Source organism: Desertibacillus haloalkaliphilus (assembly GCF_019039105.1).
Taxonomy (GTDB): Bacteria; Bacillota; Bacilli; order Bacillales; family KJ1-10-99; genus Desertibacillus; species Desertibacillus haloalkaliphilus.
The window spans coordinates 1-429 of the sequence record NZ_JAHPIV010000159.1 but is presented as its reverse complement, the minus strand read 5'-3'; the positions used below and the strand labels follow the sequence as shown (position 1 = coordinate 429).

The window sequence follows — 429 nt, the reverse complement described above, 5'->3', positions numbered from 1 at the left end:
AAGAAAAGAAGGGAAAAAGGAGGAAAGGGGAGAGAGAAAAAGAGGGAGGGAAGAGAGAAAAAAAAAGGGGAGGGAAAAGGGGGGAGGAGAGGAGAGGAAAGGGGGGGAGAGGGGGGAAGAAGGGAGAAGGGAGAAGAAAAAGGGAAAAGGAGAGAAGGAAGAGGGGGAAAGAAAGGAAAAGGAAAAAAAAAAAAGAGAGGAAAGAAAGAGGAGGGAAGAAGGGGAAGGTAAGAGAGAAAAAGTAGATGAGAAGAAGGAAATAGAAGGGATGGAAATAAGTTTGTTTATTTGTATAATAGTAATTGTATTTTTAAGAATTTAAAAATTGAATTTATAGGTAGGGATGAAAAAAATTAAAAATAATTAGGAAATTTATATTTGGCTAATAGTTCTAAAAAATAGTATATGATATGCTATTAAATTAATGAT

1 protein-coding gene is annotated in these 429 nt (G+C 35.0%); it reads left to right on the top strand.

From position 1 onward, the window contains the following. A partial coding sequence (locus tag KH400_RS21335; RefSeq protein WP_217228068.1) for a hypothetical protein occupies positions 1-322 on the top strand: 322 nt, incomplete at its 5' end. Positions 323-429 lie beyond the last annotated feature (107 nt).